Annotated in this window: 21 protein-coding genes, 1 tRNA gene and 2 pseudogenes; 17 read left to right on the plus strand and 7 right to left on the minus strand. The window is 38.9% G+C overall.

Annotation, left to right across the window (positions count from 1 at the left end; all coding sequences use genetic code 11):
• Nucleotides 1-65: 65 nt before the first annotated feature.
• Nucleotides 66-641: a nucleoside monophosphate kinase gene (locus tag A9Y75_RS03175; RefSeq protein WP_071188803.1), complete on the minus strand. Its 576-nt coding sequence runs from the start codon at nt 639-641 to the stop codon at nt 66-68.
• Between the two features lie 335 nt (nt 642-976).
• Between A9Y75_RS03175 and A9Y75_RS03180 the strand changes: the two genes are divergently transcribed.
• From A9Y75_RS03180 to A9Y75_RS03200, 4 genes are all read left to right on the plus strand, one after another.
• On the plus strand, nt 977-1513 hold the full coding sequence (locus A9Y75_RS03180) for a P-loop NTPase family protein (protein WP_071188107.1): 537 nt from the start codon (nt 977-979) through the stop codon (nt 1511-1513).
• A gap of 418 nt (nt 1514-1931) precedes the next feature.
• A complete protein-coding gene (locus A9Y75_RS28180; protein ID WP_071188108.1) occupies nt 1932-2114 on the plus strand; it encodes a hypothetical protein in 183 nt (60 codons plus the stop codon).
• Nucleotides 2115-2843: 729 nt separating this feature from the next.
• Nucleotides 2844-4823 carry a long-chain fatty acid--CoA ligase gene (locus tag A9Y75_RS03195; protein ID WP_071188112.1) on the plus strand — a complete coding sequence of 660 codons (1980 nt, stop codon included), beginning with the start codon at nt 2844-2846 and terminating at the stop codon, nt 4821-4823.
• Nucleotides 4824-4862: 39 nt separating this feature from the next.
• The gene (locus A9Y75_RS03200) at nt 4863-5312 is read left to right on the plus strand and encodes a YlqD family protein (RefSeq protein ID WP_071188114.1); all 450 of its coding nucleotides are present in this window, start codon (nt 4863-4865) and stop codon (nt 5310-5312) included.
• 28 nt (nt 5313-5340) lie between these two features.
• Here A9Y75_RS03200 and A9Y75_RS03205 read toward each other — a convergent pair whose 3' ends face one another.
• Nucleotides 5341-5862: a hypothetical protein gene (locus tag A9Y75_RS03205; protein WP_071188115.1), complete on the minus strand. Its 522-nt coding sequence runs from the start codon at nt 5860-5862 to the stop codon at nt 5341-5343.
• Between the two features lie 377 nt (nt 5863-6239).
• Between A9Y75_RS03205 and A9Y75_RS03210 the strand changes: the two genes are divergently transcribed.
• Both A9Y75_RS03210 and A9Y75_RS03215 read left to right on the plus strand, forming a co-directional pair.
• The gene (locus A9Y75_RS03210) at nt 6240-7538 is read left to right on the plus strand and encodes a dihydrolipoamide acetyltransferase family protein (RefSeq protein WP_071188117.1); all 1299 of its coding nucleotides are present in this window, start codon (nt 6240-6242) and stop codon (nt 7536-7538) included.
• A 168-nt stretch (nt 7539-7706) separates the two neighbouring features.
• Nucleotides 7707-9431, plus strand: coding sequence for a cation:proton antiporter (locus A9Y75_RS03215; RefSeq protein ID WP_071188119.1), 1725 nt, complete (start codon nt 7707-7709; stop codon nt 9429-9431).
• 232 nt (nt 9432-9663) lie between these two features.
• Here A9Y75_RS03215 and A9Y75_RS03220 read toward each other — a convergent pair.
• Nucleotides 9664-10383: pseudogene (locus A9Y75_RS03220) on the minus strand (RtcB family protein); the annotation flags it as partial.
• A gap of 261 nt (nt 10384-10644) precedes the next feature.
• Nucleotides 10645-11106 (minus strand): annotated as a pseudogene (locus A9Y75_RS03225) (RtcB family protein); the annotation flags it as partial.
• Nucleotides 11107-11458: 352 nt separating this feature from the next.
• Between A9Y75_RS03225 and A9Y75_RS03230 the strand changes: the two are divergent.
• Both A9Y75_RS03230 and A9Y75_RS03235 read left to right on the plus strand, forming a co-directional pair.
• A complete protein-coding gene (locus A9Y75_RS03230; protein ID WP_071188121.1) occupies nt 11459-12187 on the plus strand; it encodes an HAD family phosphatase in 729 nt (242 codons plus the stop codon).
• A 42-nt stretch (nt 12188-12229) separates the two neighbouring features.
• Nucleotides 12230-12302, plus strand: a tRNA-Ala gene (locus A9Y75_RS03235).
• 393 nt (nt 12303-12695) lie between these two features.
• Here the strand turns inward: A9Y75_RS03235 and A9Y75_RS27230 are convergent.
• Nucleotides 12696-12989: a hypothetical protein gene (locus tag A9Y75_RS27230; RefSeq protein ID WP_071188123.1), complete on the minus strand. Its 294-nt coding sequence runs from the start codon at nt 12987-12989 to the stop codon at nt 12696-12698.
• 67 nt (nt 12990-13056) lie between these two features.
• Here A9Y75_RS27230 and A9Y75_RS03245 point away from each other — a divergent pair, with 67 nt between their 5' ends.
• From A9Y75_RS03245 to A9Y75_RS03260, 4 genes are all read left to right on the plus strand, one after another.
• Complete coding sequence (locus tag A9Y75_RS03245) at nt 13057-13485, plus strand: MerR family transcriptional regulator (RefSeq protein WP_071188124.1); 429 nt, start codon at nt 13057-13059, stop codon at nt 13483-13485.
• Nucleotides 13486-13581: 96 nt separating this feature from the next.
• The gene (locus tag A9Y75_RS03250; protein WP_083389475.1) at nt 13582-15408 is read left to right on the plus strand and encodes a class I SAM-dependent DNA methyltransferase; all 1827 of its coding nucleotides are present in this window, start codon (nt 13582-13584) and stop codon (nt 15406-15408) included.
• Nucleotides 15380-15574 carry a hypothetical protein gene (locus A9Y75_RS03255; RefSeq protein WP_071188126.1) on the plus strand — a complete coding sequence of 65 codons (195 nt, stop codon included), beginning with the start codon at nt 15380-15382 and terminating at the stop codon, nt 15572-15574. Before A9Y75_RS03250 ends, A9Y75_RS03255 begins: the two co-directional genes overlap by 29 nt.
• Entirely contained in the window at nt 15571-16269 is a 699-nt protein-coding gene (locus tag A9Y75_RS03260) for a SprT family zinc-dependent metalloprotease (RefSeq protein ID WP_071188128.1), read from the plus strand. Before A9Y75_RS03255 ends, A9Y75_RS03260 begins: the two co-directional genes overlap by 4 nt.
• A 90-nt stretch (nt 16270-16359) precedes the next feature.
• Here A9Y75_RS03260 and A9Y75_RS03265 read toward each other — a convergent pair whose 3' ends face one another.
• On the minus strand, nt 16360-17142 hold the full coding sequence (locus A9Y75_RS03265; protein WP_071188130.1) for a DUF1828 domain-containing protein: 783 nt from the start codon (nt 17140-17142) through the stop codon (nt 16360-16362).
• A gap of 74 nt (nt 17143-17216) precedes the next feature.
• On the minus strand, nt 17217-17891 hold the full coding sequence (locus tag A9Y75_RS03270; RefSeq protein WP_236721316.1) for a helix-turn-helix domain-containing protein: 675 nt from the start codon (nt 17889-17891) through the stop codon (nt 17217-17219).
• A 363-nt stretch (nt 17892-18254) separates the two neighbouring features.
• On the opposite strand from A9Y75_RS03270, the gene A9Y75_RS03275 reads away from it, so the two are divergent.
• The 5 genes from A9Y75_RS03275 (at nt 18255) to folP (ending at nt 22216) form a co-directional block, all read left to right on the plus strand.
• Nucleotides 18255-18479 (plus strand): DUF2281 domain-containing protein, encoded by a 225-nt coding sequence (locus A9Y75_RS03275; protein ID WP_071188132.1) that lies wholly within the window; start codon nt 18255-18257, stop codon nt 18477-18479.
• On the plus strand, nt 18479-18883 hold the full coding sequence (locus A9Y75_RS03280; RefSeq protein WP_071188134.1) for a type II toxin-antitoxin system VapC family toxin: 405 nt from the start codon (nt 18479-18481) through the stop codon (nt 18881-18883). The genes A9Y75_RS03275 and A9Y75_RS03280 overlap by 1 nt, the downstream gene beginning before the upstream one ends.
• 215 nt (nt 18884-19098) lie before the next feature.
• Nucleotides 19099-20277 (plus strand): restriction endonuclease subunit S, encoded by a 1179-nt coding sequence (locus tag A9Y75_RS03290; RefSeq protein ID WP_071188137.1) that lies wholly within the window; start codon nt 19099-19101, stop codon nt 20275-20277.
• A 259-nt stretch (nt 20278-20536) separates the two neighbouring features.
• Nucleotides 20537-21262 (plus strand): triose-phosphate isomerase, encoded by a 726-nt coding sequence (tpiA, locus tag A9Y75_RS03295; RefSeq protein ID WP_071188804.1) that lies wholly within the window; start codon nt 20537-20539, stop codon nt 21260-21262.
• Nucleotides 21263-21358: 96 nt separating this feature from the next.
• Nucleotides 21359-22216 carry a dihydropteroate synthase gene (gene folP, locus A9Y75_RS03300; protein WP_071188139.1) on the plus strand — a complete coding sequence of 286 codons (858 nt, stop codon included), beginning with the start codon at nt 21359-21361 and terminating at the stop codon, nt 22214-22216.
• The last annotated feature ends 267 nt before the right edge of the window (nt 22217-22483 follow it).

Consider the following 22483-nt stretch of genomic DNA (forward strand, 5'->3'; position numbering starts at 1 on the left):
CCTCATTGATCTGCAATCTGCTGTAAATACAATCCAAAATCCAAAATCTAAAATCCAAAATCCCATTACCCAAGTAAAGTCAGAATATTGTGCTGTACTTGTTCTGGGGAATAGTCACCATTAATAGTTAACAGACGGCGACGACGGTCATAATATTCTAAAATAGGGACAGTGCGATCGTAGAATAACTCTACACGGCGCTGCACTATCTCTGGTTGATCATCTGGGAGCGATCGCCCTAAAGATCGGCTAACCATCACTGCCTCTGCTACTTGCAGATAAATTGCCCAATTTAGTTTTTGTTCTAAACTGTCTAACAAAAAATCTAATTCTTCAGCTTGGAAGGCTGTTCTAGGATAACCCTCTAATATCCAGCCACTATTTACATCATCCTGGTTAAGGCGAATTTTGATAAATTCAATCATGATTTCGTCTGGGACTAATTCCCCTTTTTCTACGTATGGCTGGGTGAGGCTGCCTAACTGATTCAGTGTAGTGTAGCCATTACCTGATTTTTCACCAGATACCGCTGACCGTAAAATTTCACCTGTGGAAATCAAAGGAACATTAAAGTGTTTACAGAGCATTTCTGCTTGAGTGCTTTTTCCAGAACCAGAACCTCCTAGAATCACCAATTTCACAACCATTTACTCCTCTTAATCTTAAATTTCTGACTTTTTAACTCTTTTTTGCCAAAATCAACTGATAAATCCCATATTGTAATGATTTTCAGTCCCTAATTTCAGTAGTTTAATTAATGTACACAAACAAAGGGTAGTTTTTATTTTTACAACTACTTTCATCTAAAAAACCAAAATCTCAATTTAATTAGAATAAATCTAGTGTTTGACTAAAAATGTCAATCGTAAAAATACACTCAATCTGTACAAAATAGATTAATCATACAGCGTAAACTTGCTATTACTATTCACAGCAAAAGCTATTTAATGTATTGTGACTTTTTCACCTGATCTCTATGGTTGCCCAGCTAGAACCCTCAAGTATCAATTCGAGTCTCAGCCTACCATATTCAGTTCAAGGACTAGTGCAAGTTTTCACTACCTCCCAGCGTAATTTTTTTACAGCTGTTATGGCGCAAGCGCTGAGAATTGCTGGTCAAGGTACACCAGTTTTAATAGTTCAGTTTCTCAAAGGCGGTATTCGTCAAGGAGCGGAAAGACCTATACAAATGAGTCAACATTTAGATTGGTTTCGCTGTGATTTACCGCGTTGCATTGATACACCACAGCTAGACGAAACGGAAACCGAAGCTTTACAGCAGTTGTGGCAGTATACACAAAAAGTAGTGTCTGAAGGTAAGTATTCTCTGGTTGTTTTAGATGAATTAAGTTTAGCTATTAACTTTGGCTTAATTCCAGAAGCAGAGGTTTTAGAGTTTCTGACAAAACGCCCTCCCCATGTTGATCTTATTCTCACTGGGACGGAAATACCCACATCTATACTTGATGTGGCAGATCAAATTACAGAAATTCGTCGTAGTCATCAACCCTAAATCTGGTATCGTCGGCTAATATTACAGCTTTTCTATTTCGTAAATACTACTTCCCTGTCCTGAGTAAGACTCATAGATATGCTGATAATTTTCTAAACTTTTGTAACAGGTAATAGTAATTTATATAGATTTCTGGAAAAGCCTATGATTGTAGGGGCAGGATAATCCCAACCCTACAGATATCTTGGCTAAACTAACCGATACGTTGAAACCAAAATTCCCCAACCAAAATTAGTATTACCCGTTTCAACCACAGGAGGTAGATTTGAAATTGATGTTTCCAGCTATAATCCCAAAGTGTTGCTATTCCCCTCCATTAGGAGAACACTGGGAACAAAAATGAGGGCTGAATTTACAAAACTGACTATGAGTCAAGGCATAAGCTGTACAATAGGGAAAACTTGTTATTTCTATCCGGGTGGGTTGTAAATTAGAACCCATTGATGATGGCTCAGATAATTTAGTTTTAGGAGCCAAAAACATAGATAGAAGCTTGGGGAAAGCTAAACAAGCTACCATATTCATGACTGTGATGAATAATACATCAATTAAACCTATAGGTAATCACCCCCTCGATAAATTAGGTGGTAACAATTTATAATTCGTAATTCGTAATTCGTAATTAAGGCGGTAAAGAAACGTACAGCATATTGCTGGTACATTTAGTAGAGAATATAGGCGAAAAGCCAAACATCAAGCTTGTGTTACTGCTGACTCGTGAAGAAATAAATTAGGCTGGAATTGATTTCTAGAAATCATGAACGCCAAGCAATCTGATTTTCTCTCTTCCTCATTCATGAATAGGAGAATTACGAATTACGAATCACCCATTATTGGGATATTGATTGACTCTGACTGTAAAATGTATGGAACCGCCTAGAAACCAAACCATTACATTTAGTCTATATAAATGCAGTTTAGCATAATTTTTTGTAATAAAACCGTTGAAATTGCTGCACTGTCATACATCCAAGATGTGCAACTTTCTAAAATAGAACAAGGTTTTCAGCATCTTTTGTATAAAATCCTCATCATTAAAGCTTCTATAATAGTGAGCTTGAAAAAAGTTGCACATGAGGTTATACAGAGTAGACACTGTAAATATTACAGCAGATTGCAGATCAATGAGGCTTCGCCGTGAGCGTCAGCCATACGGTACAGAATCAAAATTGAAACCTAGACACATTCGCCAGTGTTACTCCTGACTCCTGAACCGATAGAGCAGCGTGGCGTAAGCCATAGGTTTGCGAAGCGTCTCGTGACTCCTGAATTCTGCTGTAAATACTGTTAATACAAAGAAAAACCAAATTACTTTTCAAACAACCTAATTATGACAAACACCCAACCTGCGTCTTCTTTGTTATCTAATATCCCTGAGCGTGAACGTCAGGCATTCAACAGTTTGGTAGATTATACAAATGTAGAGTCAGTGGCAGAAATTTGGCCTTTAGCTGGCAAGCAATTTGGTAGTACTGTTGCCCTCTACAACCCCCACAGCAAACCAGAAATTAAGATTACCTATAGTGAGTTAGCAGCCCAAATTCAGCGATTTGCAGCCGGGTTACAGGCGTTAGGCGTAAATGTAGGTGAACGCATTTCCCTAATTGCTGACAATAGTCCCCGCTGGTTTATTGCCGATCAAGGTATCATGACAGTTGGGGCAGTGAACGCAGTGCGTAGCGCCCTAGCTGAACGAGAAGAATTACTTTTTATCATTGCTAATAGTGGTAGCACTGCGGTGGTATTCGAGGATATCAAAACATTCCAGAAACTAGAGGAACGCTTAAAAGACTTACCCATTAAACTGGTAATCTTACTTTCCGAAGAAGCAGCACCAGCAGCAGAAAATTTTCAAGTGCTGAACTTTTCCCAATTGCTAGAAATTGGTAGCAGCCACAGTTTATCCGTCATTAAACAAAGTAGCGATACCTTAGCAACGCTAATTTATACCTCTGGTACTACAGGAAAACCCAAAGGTGTAATGCTGTCTCACAAAAACTTGTTGCACCAAGTCAAAACCTTGGGAGTTTTGGTGCAACCACAAGCAGGAGATATAATCCTCAGCATTCTCCCCACATGGCACAGCTACGAACGGAGTGGTGAATATTTTTTACTGTCTCAAGGTTGCACACAAATTTACACAAATTTACGTGCTGTTAAAGATGATTTAAAAAAATTTAAACCCAATTACATGATTGCTGTACCCAGGCTGTGGGAATCGATTTATGAAGGAGTGCAGAAGCAATTCCGCTCACAACCAGCCAAAAAACAGAAATTAATTAAATTTTTACTGGAAATGAGCCAGAAGTACATTCAAGCGCGGCGAATTGCTCAAGGATTAAGTTTAGATCACATCAATGCCTCAGTCATTGAGCGCTCAAAAGCTAAAATAGCAGAGTTGGCTTTGTTACCATTTCATGCATTGGGAGAAAAATTAGTTTATGCCAAAGTGCGGGAAGCTACAGGTGGACGCATTAAGCAGGTAATTAGCGGTGGGGGTGCGCTTCCCAGACATATAGATAATTTTTTTGAAATTATTGGGGTAGAGATTTTACAAGGCTATGGTTTGACAGAAACCTCCCCAGTAACTCATGCGCGTCGTTCTTGGCGGAATTTGCGGGGTTCATGTGGACAACCAATTCCTGCTACAGAAGTAAAAATTGTGAATCCGGAAACTCGTCAGCCCCTCCCAGTAGGAGAACGGGGTTTAGTATTGCTCAAAGGGCCACAAGTTATGCAGGGCTATTACCAAAATCCCGAAGCGACAAAGAAAGTAATAGATGCTGAAGGTTGGTTTGATAGCGGTGACTTGGGTTGGGTGACTCCCGAAAATGACTTAGTGCTGACTGGTAGAGCTAAGGATACGATTGTATTAACCAATGGCGAAAATATCGAACCACAGCCAATTGAAAATGCTTGCTTGCGATCGCCCTACATTGATCAAATCATGCTGGTAGGACAAGACCAGCGCAGCATTGGTGCTTTGATTGTTCCCAATCTCGAAGCCTTGGAAAAATGGGCAGAAAGTCAAAATCTGAATTTCAGTACAGAGAATGATAATCTTACCGCCTCAGTTAGTCAAAAAGTTAACATAGAGAGTAAAATAATCCAGGATTTATTTAGGCAAGAGTTGAATCGGGAAGTGCAGAATCGTCCAGGCTATCGAGCCGATGATCGCATTGGCCCTTTCAAACTAATTCTGGAACCGTTTTCCATAGAAAATGGTCTGATGACACAAACCCTCAAAATTCGACGACACGTTGTCACAGAACGGTATCACGATATTATTGACGGAATGTTTGCCAAATAATTCCACTTGCAAACTAGTAAGAGTGAACGTGAAATTTTTATGGATGTCTCCAACCCGCAATTGCTTTTAAAACGTGGCGTTAATGTGAAAGTTATCGTCACTCCCCTCTGGAAAGAGGAAGTGCAACAGCAGCTACAGACTCAGATCAATCAACTAGATCAACAGCTGCAACAACTAGATGTTGAAGGACAAAGAGCAGTTGCTGCAATTCAAAAGCAAAGTTTACAACCACCAGGCCCCCAGACCCTCCAACAAATTGACAATATTCAACTTCAAGTCAATCAAAAGAAAAGTGAACTGCTAGAGCAGAAAAATCAGTTACTACAAAATCTTCAGCAAGTACAGTTTCTGGAGTTAGATCAAGAAGTCAACCAATTTCAAATGGAAGGCTTTTTCCGGGCAGAAATCGGGGATAACTTGATTAGCAAAATGCAGGTGGAAATCGTGCTACGAGATGGCGTTGTCGAAGAAATTCGCGGTGATATCTAAAGATTTAGTCATTAGTCATGGGCAATAACTAACGACAGGAGTTACTCAATTTATTTTGGGCTGGATTTCTAGAGAAACATTTTACCTGGGAGCCAGCCCAGATAATTTCCCAGATGGGGGGAGAACTCACTAAAAGCGATCGCCCAAAGCGGCTCATTTCTATGCGATATCTAATGGCACTCCCCGAATTATCTTTAGCCTGCTTGACTTGTGTAATCGTCACTAAGGCTTGATTAGGTTGAGGATAAGCCACCTCTACTTGACCTATTCTCGCCCCTGATGCCACCTCATCAAGAGCATTCAGAGCTAAAGTTGCAGGATCACTGCCTTGGAGTGCAGAATTGATACTTTCTAAAGGGATGGTTTGATAATGAGAACGCTCAGGGTAAGCCAGGAGTTCTGAAGATTGCTTTTCTACAGAAAATTTCTGCTGTTGCCCATTAGCAGTTCCAGTAATCAATGCCGATGGCTGATGCTGGATTACATACACCCCAGCAGTGGCAAAGACGCTGAGTATCAAAATTAAAAACAATTTGAACTTTGCCGACATAACACTATTAAAGGGGAATTTCAAACAGGTTAACGACCAATTTTGAATTCTAGATTTCGCTCTCACTCTTAGCCACTGCTAATAAGCAGCTTTTATACATTCCCAGTGGTGAGGAACATACCGATATAGCAATAATTTTAGTTGCTCTTGACTAACTATCCATAATTGCTATGTATATAGACATCACCCGACTCTTTAGGTTCCAATTGGGGCAAGAGGCTTCAAAGCAGAAGGTAATTTTCCTTTATCCCTCTTTTGACTCAATTTGTCACCAATCCCCAGACCCTTTCATAACCTAAAATTCTCGTGCCAAGATACAATTCGATCTGGCAACAGCTGTTAAAGTCCATAAAATTATTGATTCTGAAACCACCATTATGAGCATTCATGAAGTATTTATGCCGGCGCTGAGTTCCACCATGACAGAAGGGAAGATTGTCTCTTGGGTAAAATCGCCAGGGGATAAAGTGGAAAAAGGCGAAACAGTGGTGGTTGTAGAGTCCGATAAGGCAGATATGGATGTGGAATCCTTCTATGAGGGATTTCTAGCCCATATTATAGTCCCCGCTGGTGAAAGCGCCCCTGTTGGAGCAGCGATCGCTTACGTAGTAGAAACGGAAGCTGAAATTGAAACAGCAAAATCTCAAGCTAACCCAGGAAGCACTGCTGCTTCTGCTACACCCGCTTCCGTACCCGTCGCCGCTGCAACTGTCGCCACACCTGCCGCAGTCTCTCAAAATGGTTCTAACCACCGGGAAGGAAGGCTAGTAGTTTCACCCCGCGCCCGCAAATTGGCAAAAGAACTGAAAGTAGATTTAAATACCCTCCAAGGTAGTGGTCCCTACGGTCGGATTGTTGCCGAAGATGTGGAAACATCCGTTGGTAAAGTTAAGCAAACTCCTACTCCGGCTCCTGCTATTACCCCAGTCACTCCCATCGCCCCAGTGACATCTGTAGCAGATACAAAACCATCTCCTGCGCCTGTGGTCAACAGTGCCGTTCCTGGTCAAACAGTGCCGTTAACTACTCTGCAAAATGCAGTAGTACGGAACATGATGACCAGCCTATCTGTACCGACATTCCATGTCGGTTACACAATTACCACTGATGGATTAGACAAACTTTACAAGCAAATTAAATCTAAAGGGGTGACGATGACAGCGCTATTGGCGAAAGCTGTAGCGGTGACATTACAAAAACACCCTTTATTGAATGCCAGCTATTCAGACCAAGGAATTGTGTATCATTCCCATATCAATATTGCCGTTGCCGTAGCGATGGATGATGGCGGTTTGATTACACCAGTATTACAAAAAGCAGATGCAGTAGATATCTATTCTCTATCTCGCAATTGGAAAACTTTGGTTGATAAGGCTAGAGCTAAACAACTGCAACCAGAAGAATACAACAGTGGGACTTTTACCCTGTCTAACCTGGGAATGTTTGGTGTAGATACATTTGACGCAATTTTGCCACCTGGACAAGGTTCAATTTTAGCGATCGCTGCCTCTCGTCCGCAAGTAGTAGCCACTGCTGATGGTTTGCTTGGTGTGCGTCAACAAATGAAAGTTAATATTACCTGTGATCACCGGATTATTTACGGCGCTAATGCCGCAGCATTCCTGAAAGATTTGGCTAATTTGATTGAAACCGATCCTCAATCTTTGACACTTTAAGGAAAAACTTTAGAAACCAATAAATCTTACTTAATTTCAGACTTGGAGTTTTTTAAATTCCAAGTTTTTTTTATCAGCTATCGCACTGTAGATGTTGACTACTGTCAACTCAAGTTACTCTGAAAAGTAAGTGACAAAAGTTGACAACAAAATTAAACCAAAGACAACATGGTGACAGAGCATAGTTTAATTCTAGATTTAACAATTGTTTTAGTAAGTACAGCACTCGGTGGATTTGTAGCAAATCGGCTGCATCAACCTGTGATACTTGGTTATTTAGTCAGCGGATTTGCTATAGGCCCTTTTGGCTTCAAGTTATTAAGCAATATTTCTGACATTAAGTCCTTAGCAGAAATTGGTGTCGCTTTCCTGCTGTTTGCACTGGGTGTAGAATTTTCTTTAGCAGAATTAAAACGAGTTAAAGAAATTGCCATCAAAGGTAGTTTACTGCAAATTGGATTGACAATTGCTTTAGTAACACTAGTAACATCAATTACAGGTTGGGCTGCGGGAATCACACAAGGAATCTTCTTAGGAGCAGTTTTATCTCTTTCTTCCACAGCAATAGTATTAAAAACACTCACAGAAAGGGGTGAAACTAATACAGTGCATGGGCAAATTATGCTGGCCATTTTAATTACCCAAGATTTAGCATTGGGTGTAATGTTAGCAATACTTCCTGCTTTGAAACAACCTGAAAATATTGCTATAGCACTAGGATTTGCTCTTCTTAAAATTGCACTTTTTGTAATAGTCGCAATTATCTTGAGTCGGTGGATAGTACCCCATATTTTAAGTAATATTGCCGCTACCGAAAGTAATGAATTATTTCTGTTAGTTGTAATTGCCTTATGTTTAGGAGTGGCATTAATAACTGAACGTTTAGGTCTTTCAATTGCGATGGGGGCATTTGTCGCTGGTTTAATGATTTCTGAAATTGATTATGCTGATCAGGCATTAGCAAAAATTTTACCGTTGCGAGATACATTCGCAAGTCTGTTTTTTGCATCAATTGGAATGCTAATTGATCCTGCTATCCTTATCAATAATTTTGGACTAATATTAGAACTTGTAACTTTAGTCATGCTGGGTAAAGCAGCAATTATTTTAGTCATTGTTCTCAAGTTTGGCTACTCTCTAAAAAATGCCATTATAGTCAGTTTTGGTATCAACCAAATTGGAGAATTTTCTTTTGTATTATCCTTAGTAGGTTTAAAATTAGGACTGATATCTCAACAAACCTATTCTTTATTATTAGGAACAACAGCAATTACACTCCTACTCACTCCTTTATCGCTCAATGTTGCACCTTTAATTGCAGATAGTTTGAATAAAAACCCCTTCCTAGCAAAGTTATTACAACGCTTTTCTACACCAAAAACAATATCTATGCCAGAAATAATTACTGGTCACGTAGTAGTAGCCGGTTACGGTAGAGTGGGGCAAGTAATTGTCAACATATTACAAAGCGAAGGATATCCAGTTTTAGTAATTGAAAACAGCGAAGCATCTGTACAAAGACTACGAATGCACAAAATACCTTACATTTTCGGAGATGCCGATTCTGAATTAGTATTAGAAAAAGCACATTTAGAAACTGCCAAAGCTTTAGCAATTGCCCTTCCAGATCCTGCCAGCACTCGCTTACTTCTGAAAATTGCTTTGACTATTGCACCTCATTTAGATGTAATTGCTCGCTCACACAGTAACAAAGAAATTGACCTCTTAACCCAAATGGGTGCTAAAGAAGTAGTACAACCTGAATTTGAAGCAGCATTAGAGTTAGGAAATCATTTACTAAAAACCTTGGGTGCAGCAGAAAGTTATATCCAAACTGTTATCAAAACTATTCGCAAAGATAGATATTTAAGTGTTAGACCTGAGCAAGAATAGACATCTTTTAAAAATTATCAGCTATATAGCGGTTCTCGGTTGAGTGAGATACAAAAACCCCACCCCCAACCCCCTCCCCGCAAGCGAGGAGAGGGCTATGATGTAGCTTATTCAAGTGTATACCGCTATAAACTCCCCAATTTTATCCCTACTCTCAGCGTTCCTCTGCGCTAACCTCCGCGTACCTCTGCGTTTAAAAATAAAAAAGGTGGGCATTGCCCACCCTACAAATTTAACCTTTGACACAAAGAACTTGTTTAAGAGTTGCCACTATTTCCACCAAATCAGCTTGATTTTCCATCACTTGCTCAATGGGTTTATAAGCACCAGGAATTTCATCAATAACACCTGCATCTTTACGGCATTCTACACCCTGAGTTTGTTCAATCAAATCATCAAGTGTATAGACATTTTTTGCCTTACTTCTGGACATCAAACGCCCTGCACCATGAGAGCAGGAGCAAAAACTATGAGCATTACCTTTACCTTTGACAATGAAAGATTTTGCTCCCATTGAACCAGGAATAATCCCATAATCTTCTGTTTGAGCGCGAACTGCACCTTTACGAGTTACATACACATCTTCGCCAAAATGTACTTCTTTTTCTGCGTAGTTGTGATGACAATTTACCTCTAATAAAGGTTTGCTTATTTTTCCCCCTGTAAGATGTTTTTCGACAATTTTTTTAAATCGTGACATCATCACATCACGGTTAAAATGGGCATAATTTTGCGCCCATTGTAAATCTTGCCAATATGCTTGAAATTCTGGTGTACCAACTACAAAGTGAGCTAAATCTGGATCTGGTAATTTATTACCTGCCATTTTTGCTAATTCTTTGGCGGTATTAATATGGCATTGTGCGAGTTTATTACCAATATTTCGTGAACCAGAATGCAACATTAACCAAACTTGATTTTCTGTGTCGAGACATATTTCGATAAAGTGATTCAATTTGTTACGGATTGCTGGTTAAGCAATCGATCAAGTCATTTCTGCTTGATTCTATACCTTCAAATTCGGTATAGTTCGGAGTACACCTTCATCCTAAATATATATATTAGGATGCCCAAGTCCCTCTACTCTCTACGGGGCGTTTTACCGCTTCCCTCGGTATTAGCAGGTAAATATTTAAAATTTTACCCATTCGCAGCTTTCACCGATTTGGACGAGTTTTTAATCTTACATTACTGTAAGATGGGGCAATCTTTCACCCCCACCAAGAGAACCCATTTGTTTCATTGCTTTGCTTTCTAAATCTTGCACACCACGATGCAAGTTAGCAAAATCGCGCCAACGTTGCCAGTTAGTTACTGCTTTTTCTACATCTTTGTTTTCATTAAATCCTGTGGGAATTGCAGCTTCAATATCTAGGCGAATTTTCTTGAGTTTGCCTTCTAGTTGTTCACCTGTAAATGGTGTTTTGATGGCACTCATACCACAACCTAAATCTACGCCCACAGCAGCAGGAATAATGGCATCTTTGGTGGCAATGACTGAACCAACTAAAGCACCTTTTCCTAAATGCACATCGGGCATTAAGGCAACGTGTTTAAATACAAATGGCAAGGAGGCAACGTTCTTGGCCATTTTGGTTTCATCTGAGCCTAATGAATGATTTGCCCAAGATAAAACGGGTGATGGTGTGTTAATTTCTAATTGTTCGTAGGGCATAATTTGAGTTTTGGATTTGAGATTTTGGATTGGGAAAATTCATAGATAGACTATTTGCGGAATTGCCAACACAATAGTGTATATAGCGGTTCTCAGTTGAGTAAGATACAAGAACCCCACCCCCAACCCCCTCCCCGCAAGCGATGAGGGGACTATGATGTATCTCATTCAAGTGCATACCACTGTATTACTAGTATAAATTTAGACGTTACATAGAATATTTCCAAATTGCTGTAACTTATTTGTAATACAAAAGTAATATGCTTGTCAAGCGATCGCTCACATTAACAGACACCAGAATGGATAATAATAATTTTCAGGATATTGCTTCTTCAGTGTTTGGCATAGTGGCATGAGTTTAAAGGCAGTTCTGTTCGATTTTAATGGTGTGATTATTAAAGATGAGCCGATTCATCTGAAACTGATAGATGAGATTCTGGTGGAGGAAAATATTCAACCCCAAAGGGTGCAAGAGCGTCAAGCTTCTCTGGGAAGGAGCTATCGCGCTTGTTTTCAAGACTTGCTGAAAAATCGTGGTAGAGTTGCAACCGAGGAGTATTTGATTCAGTTGCTCAACCGCAAGGCTCAGGCTTATGTGCAGGAATTGGAGAAATTAGAAAAACTGCCTTTGTATCCGGGAATAGATGACTTAATTTTTCAGGTGCGATCGCAAAATCTTAAACTAGGGTTAGTTAGTGACGCTCTTTGTCAAGAAATAGAATTTGTGCTAGAACGTGGCAAACTGGCTGAATATTTTCAGATTATTGTTACTGGGGATGACACTAACACTAGTAAACCCCAACCAGAAGGTTATCTGCTGGCGGTAGAACGCTTTAATCAAAAGTTTGTAGAATTAAACTTGCAACCCCAAGAATGTTTAGCGATTGAAGATACTCCAGCGGGTATTCAAGCAGCAAAACGCGCCCAGATGCAAGTAGTTGGTGTAGCCCATACTTACCCTTTTCATATGCTTCAGCGTCAAGCCAACTGGACTGTAGATTATTTGACTGATTTGGAATTGGAACGGGTACAGGAGGTGTATTTGCAAAAAGATGTGAAATCTGCCGTGCCTGAGTGTTAAGATAGAGTACGTCTGTCAGAGTTTGCTACTCTGCACTCACAAGGGGAATTAGCTCAGTTGGTAGAGTGCTGCGATCGCACCGCAGAGGTCAGGGGTTCGAGTCTCCTATTCTCCATTGTACATATGTACATTAACTAATTATTTGTCACTGTTAACAGATTGATGTCATTTTTAACAAATTAATTGTCACTTTGACTTATTCTTGTTTTTTAAACTGATGTTAACAGATTAATTGTCCTTAATTTTCCGATCAAGCTACTATACACACCTGATGCTGTGTACGATCGCAGCACTCCTTTCAACCCACCTTAATTTTAAAACACAATTCTAATTCATTAGGCTTTGAAACACAATGCAAAAATATTATGCCAGCTTTCAACCCACCCCACTCCGGGAGGGGTGTTGAAACTTCAGAATCACAAGGTTGCGCTGGTGTAAAACCGTGCAGGTTGCCCCATGAAGCGCGGATCATTTTTCAAAGGTTCACACAGTTCTTTGACTAAGTAGGTTAACAGAAAAATTTAAAGGTATGTGAAGAAAAGTAAAATCGCCCAAAGCTCTCTTCCTGTTCCCTGTTAAGAGTTCCCTGTTCCCTTGCCCCAACGACAATTTTTAACGCCCTCCTACTTATACCTGTGGGGTGTTTACCTTGTTGTCGCCACGTTTCAAATTCTGGGTGTTTACCAATTTGACTCAGTAATTCGTTAATCAGTGGCGTGTTTTTCTCTGCCATCAACTGCCATAGCTGTTGACGGGTGGATTCACTGGCTACTAAACGACACTGAATAGTGATTTGGCTCATACCTAATAAACATATTTGTCTAATACTAACATATTTGTATTATAACTGCTTTCTGTAAAATGTTTTTATGCAAGAAACATTTTTCACAAGTAAGGAAGCGGCTCAAATTACAGGTTGTACTCTCCGTCAGATCCAGTATTGGCGAGAGAAGGGGATTGTTGTGCCTGTCATTAGTGATACAGGAACAGGACGCAGTATTTATTACTCCAGGTCTAATCTGGTGGAACTGGCTGCTTTGGTATATTGGTTGTCTACGGGGATAAGCTTTGATATTGCCTGTGAAACCCTCAAAAGGCTGAAGGCACAAGAGCCGGAGTTGTTTATTTCAGGTAAGGGTAAGCGGTTTATGCTGTTGTTATCAGCACAGGATAAGTCGCTTTCTCTAGTAGAATTTGACAGGAAAAGAGCGATCGCATTCCTGGATGAAGGTAAAGCTGTTATTCCCGTGTGGTTAGATGTTATTTATCAGAACTTAGCAAGTAGGTTAGCTAAATAGAGTCATGTCCAGCGACAATAGGCTTTGCATTTACGCTAATCTGTTAATTGCATAAGACTTTTGTTTATTTTTATAAGTATCCAGGCTACTGCCTTTATGAGAAAAATTACCCTATCTCAGTTAGAACGTCACCTCTTTGCTGCTGCTGACATCCTGCGTGGCAAGATGGATGCTTCTGAGTATAAGGAGTATATCTTTGGAATGCTCTTTTTAAAACGCTGTTCTGATGTGTTTGAGGAGCAGTATGAGCAGATTATTGAAGCGAATAAAGCAAAAGGTAGAACGGAAGCAGAAGCAAAACAACGTGCTGAATCACCTGTTTATTATGATGGAACTTTTTTTGTCCCAGAAAGAGCGCGTTGGAGTTATATCGAAAAAGAATTACATAGTGATGTTGGTAATGGCTTAAATAAAGCTTTGGGTTATTTAGAAAATGAAAACCCGATTTTAGAAGGCGTTGTTAGCCACATTGATTTTAATAAAACAGCAGGTAAAACCAGAGTTTCTGACCAAAAATTGCGGGACTTAATTCGGCATTTTAGTAAAAATCGTCTCCGCAATGAAGATTTTGAATTTCCTGATTTGTTGGGTGCAGCTTATGAGTATTTGATTAAACATTTTGCTGATTCAGCAGGTAAAAAAGGCGGCGAATTTTATACCCCCCGTGATGTAGCGCGGTTAATGGTGCGATTACTGAAACCACAACAGGGAATGCGGATTTATGATCCCTGTGTAGGTTCAGGAGGTATGCTGATTCTCTCCAAAGAATATGTAGAAGAACATCAAGGAAATGCCAAAAATCTTAGTCTTTATGGACAAGAAGCTAATGGTGGAGTTTGGGCAATTTGCAAAATGAATATGATTTTGCATGGCATAGTTACTGATGAGAAAGCCATTCAAAATGATGATACTATTGCTAATCCACTACATTTAGAAGGTGGGGAACTAATGCGTTTTGATAGGGTAATTAGTAATCCCCCATTTAGTCAAAATTATTCAACTGATGGATTAAATTTTAAGGAGCGTTTCCGTTTTGGGTTTTGTCCTGAAAATGGTAAAAAGGCAGATTTGATGTTTGTTCAACACATGATAGCGGTGTTGCGAAATACGGGAATGATGGCAACGGTAATGCCTCATGGTGTGTTGTTTCGGGGCGGAGTAGAAAAGGAAATCCGCCAGAAATTTATTGAAGATGATTTATTAGAAGCGGTGATTGGTTTACCGCCAAATTTGTTTTATGGAACTGGTATTCCTGCTTGTATTTTAGTAATGAGAGGTTCAAAAGCAGCAAAACCTCAAGAACGTCAAGGTAAGGTTTTATTTATTAATGCTGATGCTGAATTTCAATCAGGTAGAGCGCAAAATTTCCTGAAACCTGAACATATTGAAAAAATTGTTTCCTCGTTTGAGGCGTTTGTAAATGTTCCTGGTTATGCAGCAGTAGTTACTAAGCAACAGTTAGCTGAAAATGATTACAACTGCAATATTCGCCGTTATGCTGATAATGCACCACCGACCGAACCCCATGATGTGAGAGCGCATCTTTTAGGAGGTGTGCCTAAAACGGAAGTGGCAGCTAAACAAGAACCTTTTATTGCTCATGGTTTTGAACCCAGTGCTTTTTTTGTAGAAAGAGATCAAAATTATTTCGATTTTTTACCAACTCTCACAGAACGTAGTCAAATTAAAGATTTTGTAGAATCATATCCAGGTATAGCGCAGCAGGAAAAAAGCCTAAAAGATGCTTTTTTGAATTGGTGGGAAATTCACGAAAACCAATTATTACAGTTACCAGAAACTAAAGATTTAATGAAAGTTCGTGCTGATTTTCTGACATCTTTTAGGGGCGTATTGCAATACGTCCCTAGACAAACTGGTAGCCGTTACAGTAGAAATGGTAGAACACATCCGTCAAGAAATTAGCATAGTTGATTTCTGGAGAAACGCCCATGCTCAAAACCTATTGCGGGGGTGGATTGTCCGATTCTTAGATGACGAAGATGTGATACCCTTTTCTCGACAACAGGCAGTGAGCGATCGCATCCTAGAATTAGCCAAACACCTTCATGGGAAATTAACCATAATATGAGTAAATCCCTGGTAATTGATGATTTGTACTTTGTATTAAATCGGAGTAACAAACGAAAAACAGTAGGTATTACCATTGACCGAGGTGGAGAATTAATCGTCAATGCTCCTTATGATTGTCCTTTGGAAATAATTGAGCAAATTGCCTTAGAGAAACGCTTTTGGATTTACACGAAATTAGCAGAAAAAGAATTACTTTCCCAAAATCAGTCAGAGAAAGAGTTTGTCAACGGTGAAGGATTTTATTATCTAGGTCGCAGCTATCGCTTATTATTAATATCAACAAAATCTCCCACTCCTTTACGTCTTTACCAAGGTAGATTTATGCTTAGGTCTAATGAACAAGACCATGCCAGAAAGCATTTTATTCATTGGTACACACAACACGCGGAACTTTGGTTACAACGTTGGGTTTACCTATTCTCTCCCAGACTTAGCGTAGCTCCCAGCATCATAAAAATCCGAGACTTGGGTTTTCGTTGGGGGTCATGTGGTAGTGACGGAAATCTTTATTTTCACTGGTTAACTATTCTCTTACCACCCCGAATAATAGAATATATTATTGTTCATGAATTAGTGCATTTACATGAATCACACCACAATGAACAGTTTTGGAAGTACATAGAGCGGGTTTTGCCGGATTTTGGATTGAGGAAGCAGTGGTTAGCTGAAAATGGTAGTCGCTTCGTAGTATGAGAGGCGAAAAAAACTTCTAATTTTTTTAAAATTTATGGTTTCTGTATTTAGAGCCAATGAGTAAATAGCAAAAGAACACATAGAGCTTAATTATGATGAGAGAGATAGCTGTTGTTGTAAATAAACAATAATTTCTTGTTGATTATTTTTAAAGTTAGGAAACTGTTTTTCACAAACTTTAGAGAATTTTCTTAAAACTTTTTTACTGATTTGGCTTTCATCTTGAAAAATTGCTATCGGGTAAAAATTATTTTCCCATTTTTCAAATTGAAATAAAGAAATAGTAGTATCTCTCACTTTATTATCATTAGGCAGTGCATAAATATATAAAGGTCTTTCTAAATTATTAATATAACAATCAACTTCATAAACTCCTTCTCGATCATGTTGATGATCATACCATTCAAATGTATATCTATTTTTAGGAACATTTTTTTCAATTAAAGCCCTAAAATCTTCATAGAAAGTAGATTTAACTCTTTCCCTAGAAAGATAACTAATATCAGATATTTTTAGTAAAGCTTGAGAAAATCTAAATAAAGCATCTCCATATTCATCTTCACTGATTCTAATAATTAATTCACCATATCTATCTTCTACTTGAAACTCCTGTAACGCATAATCAATAAGTTCTCTGCGTGTACCAGTTGCCAAGTCAATAGGATCAATTCTATAACTTAAATGTAAATAAGTATGTCCTTCATCTGAAAGTAACCAAGTTCCTCTTTCTTTTTTGAAAACAATAGCTAAGTGATCACCATCATCAAAACGAAATGGTGTAAAGACACGAAACCGATCTTTACCTTCTTCTAAAAGGCGTATTTCTTCACAAACCTTCCTTTTGAATTCCTGTGTAATTGCTTCTGTAATCATAGTATCCACTTAGCGGAAAAGCTCTAGCTGGGGATTATTAGGTAAAATAAAAGCACAATCTTCTACCATACAATCTAATGCTTCCCCATAATTAGTAAATCTCTCTGTTGGTTGTGCATATTTATCTTCTTCTCCACTTCCATAATTTTGATAACGCGAGTATGATCACACTGCCAAACTTGGTTGCTGTATTCTACTTGTAAATCTTTTCCATCACGGGTTTTTACTGATAAACGTGAACCTCGCCAACCAGGACTGCGAATGCTTTTTGCCTTTTCTTGCTTTTCAATCACAGGTTCAAGAATACGGTAAACAGTCATGTGTGAAGGAGGTTTAACACCTAGATCATCTGCTCTAACCTTTACTCTGACTGCTACTTGTTGGCGACTCATGCGTTTGCCACCCTTATTTCCTTCTTTGTAAGTCTTAAGAATAAACTCCTGCCAATTTTCATCAACTCGGTGCTTACCCTTATCAACCCGTTCAGTTTGCGTTAGACCAACTAAGCCTTCTTCTTCCCATTTATCAATCAGTCGTCTTACTGTTCGCACTGATTTACCCAGTTTTACTGCTGCTTCTTTGAGTCTTTGAGCATAAGTAGTGCGATCGCCTGCTTCTAACAGGCTTTGAATAACCTCCATTTTTAGTTTTGCTTCGCCAGAAAGTTCCGACACAAGAACTTGAGTTTCTTTGCCGATGCTACTTTCATTTCCCAAATTGCCCGGTGTTAAAGGTGTTTTATTCCTCATATACATTAATGTTTAATTACAACATATCTGTATATCATAGAGCAAAAGTGACATTTAATGTGTGAAATTTTAAGAAGTAGAGTAGTTTACATGGATTTTGGGAATTGACACTTAAATTGTTAATTTAATCTTTTCTGACAATTAATTTGTTAAAAACATTTTCAGAAGATGATTAGAATTTATAACAACTAAACCCTGCTATAATCCTTGTTATAGAAGGGTTTCAATAGTTTTTATTGTTTGTGACAATATTCTGTTAACTTGTCAAATAATTAGTTAATGTACACTTGCTTCCCGTAGGGTATTGCCCCTACAATCAAAGATGTAAGGTGATACTATGTAGTAAATTCAGGAGATTTTTCCATGAATCTTGAGCAAGCTGTGTTAGAAAAGTTACGCCATTTACCTGTTGATAAACAACAGCAATTATTAGATTTTGCGGAATTTTTGTCTCAAAAAATGACTCTTAAAACTCCTTTACAGAATGTTAGAGGATTATGTGCTGATTTAAAAGTAGATATTAGTGAAGAAGATATTTATCAAGCGCGTCAAGAAATGTGGGGTAATTTTCCAAGGGATATAATTTAATGACATCAGTGGTTGCAGATACACATACTTTAATTTGGTACGTTTTTGATTTACAGAGATTATCAGAAGCTGCATTAACAGCATTAGAACAAGCAGTTAATACAGGTAATCCTATTTATATCTCAGCTATTACGGTTATAGAAATTGCTTATTTAGTTGAGAAGGGACGCTTTGCAGAAGAGGTATTAACACGAATTTTAAATGCTTTGGATGATCCCAATGTAGGTATTATACTTGTACCTTTGGATCGTAATATTTCAGGTGCAATTCGACAAATTGATCGGGTAACAGTTCCTGATATGCCTGATAGAATTATTGCAGCTACGGCGTTTTCTTTGGGTATTCCTTTAGTTACTCGTGATTTGAGGATTCAAGCTTTAACCACTATTAAAACTATTTGGTAGAAAAGCGACAAGATACCAGGGATATAGGATTTTTAAAACTTTGCTTGACAGTCACACGGCATGAAGCCGAATTTTGTCCCTGGTTTATATTTAGTATATCATTTTTAGAGCAATTGGTAAATGATATCTTAAAGCAAGATCGGCAAGTTGCTGAGATTAAATTAATTTTGGGGTAGGGGCAATTCATGAATTGCCCCTACAAATATACAAATAATATGAGTGAAGTTTATCCTTTAGTTACCTTGGGCAATGTTATTAATTACAGAAAGGAATTTGTACAAATTGATGATACTAAAACTTATAAAAGATGTCGTGTAAAACTTCACGCACAAGGAATTATTCTAAGAGATATCTTAAAAGGTGCTGAAATTAAAACAAAAAAACAACAAGTTTGTAGAAAAGGTGAGTTTTTAGTAGCTGAAATTGATGCTAAAATAGGCGGTATTGGTATTGTCCCTGAAAATTTAGATGGCGCAATTGTCAGCAGTCATTATTTTTTGTTTGAAATTAATGAATCTTTAATAAATAAGCAGTTTTTAAACTTTTTTATTCGTACTCCTATATTTCGTGATCAAATTGCTGCTCAAGGTTCTACTAATTATGCTGCAATACGTCCCAGTGATGTACTAAGTTATTCAATTCCCCTACCACCACTAGAGGAACAACGGCGGATAGTGGCGCGGATTGAGGAATTGGTGGGGAAAATTGAGGAAGTGCGATCGCTTCGTCAACAAGCACTTGAAGAAACAGAAGCTTTACGGGTATCAAGTGCTAAAGCCATTTTAGCTGAAATAGCTCCATTAGGTACACAACCCTTACAAGAGTTGGTAAATGTTCAAGGAGGAGGTACTCCATCTAAGCAAAATCCTTTTTTCTGGGAAGGTTCAATACCTTGGATATCCCCCAAAGATATGAAGAGTAGAGAAATTAATGATTCTATTGATCATATATCAGAAGAAGCAACTCATAAATCACCAGCAAAGCTACTGCAACCTAGCTCAGTTTTAATTGTTGTAAGAGGGATGATTCTTGCTCATACAGTTCCTTCAGCAATCCTACGAGTACCAGCCGCTATTAACCAGGATATGAAGGCACTATTGCCAAATGAAAAAATAACACCTGAGTTTTTATGCAGTGTTTTCTGGACGTTGAATGATTTACTTCTTGAACTCGTAGAAAAATCTACTCACGATACGCGGAAGTTAGAAACACCAAAACTTTTAAATTTCAAAATTCCAGTTCCACCCCTCCCTGAACAACGCCGCATAGTCGCCTACCTCGACGAACTCCAAACCAAAATAGATACAATGAAAAAACTCAGAGAAGAAGCAATAAAAGAACTTGATGCCATTTTACCTTCCATACTCGATAAAGCATTTAAGGGTGAATTATGAACCAAATCAGTAGGACGAAAAAAATGGATTTAGTAAAATGTGATATCTACGATGAGATATGCTAACGCTTTCCATCTCCTAAATTTTTTCTGACATTCTACCATCTCCCCAAACCCCACAACATCAGAACTTTAAACCTAGCCCGACAGTTAGGACACTCAGACAGCAGCCTTTACCCTCTCGGTAGACAAGGAGTGTCCTAAAAAGTAGTAGAGTGAAAAATGCATCTAGTAGCGTTAGCATCTTGACAAAATCACCTGTGCGAAAAATAGTTATAGCCGGCAACTGGAAAATGTTCAAAACCCGGTCAGAGTCCGAAGACTTTTTACGCGGATTTCTGCCCCACTTGGAGGAAACACCCTCGGAACGAGAAGTGGTACTGTGTCCTCCCTTCACTGACTTAAGCGTCATGTCCAAATATTTGCACGGTAGCCTGATCCAACTGGGCGCACAAAACGTCCATTGGGAAGAAAATGGAGCCTATACGGGTGAAATTTCTGCTTCCATGCTGACAGAAATTGGTGTGCGCTATGTCATCGTTGGTCATAGCGAAAGACGGCAATATTTTGGCGAAACCGACGCAACCGTTAACCTACGTCTCAAAGCCGCCCAAAAGCATGGACTTATCCCCATTCTCTGTGTTGGTGAAACTAAACAACAACGGGACGCAGGGGAAACCGAAAAACTGATTACCACTCAGTTAGAAAAAGACTTAGTGGATATTGATCAAAATAATTTGGTCATTGCTTATGAACCAATTTGGGCCATAGGAACTGGTGACACTTGTGAAAGCAAAGAAGCGAATCGGGTAATTGGCTTAATTCGCTCTCAGTTGACTAATCCTAACGTCTCCATTCAATACGGCGGTTCAGTCAAGCCAAATAATATTGATGAAATCATGGCTCAACCAGAAATTGACGGCGCTCTCGTGGGAGGTGCAAGTCTAGAAGCTGATAGTTTTGCCAAAATTGTCAATTATCAGTAGAACGCCATTTACAACTTTTTAACAAATCAATTTAGTTCGTTAAAACGGACTTTGCCTATTAGCCTCGGAATTCATTCCGAGGCGGGATTGTAACTTATGTCAAACCAATTAATGATTCGAGAACGCTGTTTTATCTGGGGACAGCGAACTTATCTCATGGGCATTTTAAATGTCACCCCTGACAGCTTTAGTGATGGTGGTAAATTTAACACAGTTTCCGCCGCTTTAAACCAAGCGCAAGCAATGGTAGCCGCTGGTGCTGACATTATTGATATCGGTGGTCAATCAACTCGACCAGGTGCAGAACAAATCACCCTCACACAAGAACTTGACCGGGTGCTGTCGGTTTTACAAGTAATTCGACCAGAGATTGCAATTCCTATTTCTGTAGATACAACCAGAGCCAATGTAGCTAAGGCTGCTGTATTATCTGGAGCCGATATCGTCAATGATATTTCTGGCGGTACATTTGACCCAGAAATGTTGTCAACAGTAGCTAATTTAGATGTGCCAATTATGTTAATGCACATCCGGGGAACTCCCCAGACGATGCAACAACAAACTGATTATCAGGATTTGATAGGGGATATTTATAGCTTTTTATCTCAGCAAATAAATGCCGCAATTGCTGCGGGGATTCAACATGACAAAATCATTATTGATCCTGGTATTGGTTTTGCTAAAAACTATGAGCAAAATTTAGAAATTTTTCGCCGTTTGCAAACATTAAAAATGCTTAATTGTCCAATACTCGTAGGAGCTTCTCGTAAAAGTTTTATTGGTAAGATTTTAAACCAACCAGATCCCCAAGCCAGAGTTTGGGGAACAGCAGCGGCTTGTAGTGCAGCCATTTTTAATGGTGCTGATATCCTCCGAGTTCACGATGTCTCAGAAATGCGTCAAGTTGCCCTAGTGGCTGATGCTATCTACCGACAAGTTACAGGTGACAGGTGACTAATGGAGAGACACGGAGACACGGAGACGCGGAGACACGGAGACACGGAGATAGGGAGATAGGGAGATAGGGAGAGAATAATTATTACCAATGACCAATCACCAATGACTAATGACTAATGACCAATGACTAATGACTAATGACTAATGACCAATGACTAATGACTAATGACCAATGACTAATGACTAATGACTAATGACCAATGACTAATGACTAATGACTAATGACCAATGACTAATGACTAATGACCAATGACTAATGACTAA

It is taken from the genome of Trichormus sp. NMC-1, from assembly GCF_001858025.1.
Taxonomy (GTDB): Bacteria; Cyanobacteriota; Cyanobacteriia; order Cyanobacteriales; family Nostocaceae; genus Anabaena.